The organism is Streptomyces sp. NRRL F-525, assembly GCF_000716605.1.
In the GTDB taxonomy this organism is placed as follows: Bacteria; Actinomycetota; Actinomycetes; order Streptomycetales; family Streptomycetaceae; genus Streptomyces.
Genome location: NZ_JNXE01000123.1, coordinates 1 through 721, shown reverse-complemented (window position 1 = coordinate 721; position 721 = coordinate 1). Strand labels below are relative to the sequence as shown.

Annotated in this window: 1 protein-coding gene; it reads right to left on the bottom strand. The window is 72.3% G+C overall.

From position 1 onward, the window contains the following. On the bottom strand, nucleotides 1-721 hold a 721-nt coding region (locus OO69_RS48160), incomplete at both ends, for a beta-ketoacyl synthase N-terminal-like domain-containing protein (protein ID WP_033287389.1).

Here is a 721-nt window from a genome sequence, read left to right as displayed (position 1 = left end):
CCCGATGTTGGACTTGAGCGAGCCGAGCATCAGCGGCCGGTCGGCGGGCCGTTCCTTGCCGTACGTGGCGAGCAGTGCCTGAGCCTCGATCGGGTCGCCGAGGGTGGTGCCGGTGCCGTGTGCCTCGACCGCGTCGACCTGATCGGCTGTCAGGCGGGCGTTGGCGAGCGCCTGCCGGATGACCCGTTGCTGGGCGGGGCCGTTGGGGGCGGTGAGGCCGTTGCTGGCGCCGTCCTGATTGACCGCCGAACCGCGGATCACCGCGAGGATGTTGTGGCCGTTGCGTTGCGCGTCGGAGAGCCGTTCCACCAGGAGGAGGCCGACGCCCTCACCCCAGCCGGTGCCGTCGGCCGCCGCGGCGAAGGGCTTGCAGCGGCCGTCGGGGGCCAGGCCGCGCTGGCGGCTGAACTCGATGAAGACCGCCGGGGTGGCCATCAGCGTGACGCCGCCGGCCAGCGCGAGGCTCGCCATGTGCAGCGCCACCAGCGACGACGAGCAGGCCGTATCGACGGTCACCGCCGGGCCCTCCAGGCCGAAGGTGTAGGAGATCCGGCCCGAGGCGACACTGCCGGCGCTGCCCGTACCCATGTAGCCCTCGAAACCGTCCGGGGCCTGCTGCATGCGGGAGCCGTAGTCGTTGTACATGACGCCGGTGAAGACGCCGGTCCGGCTGCCGCGCAGGGTGGCGGGGTCGATGCCGGCGCGTTCGAAGGTCTCCCAG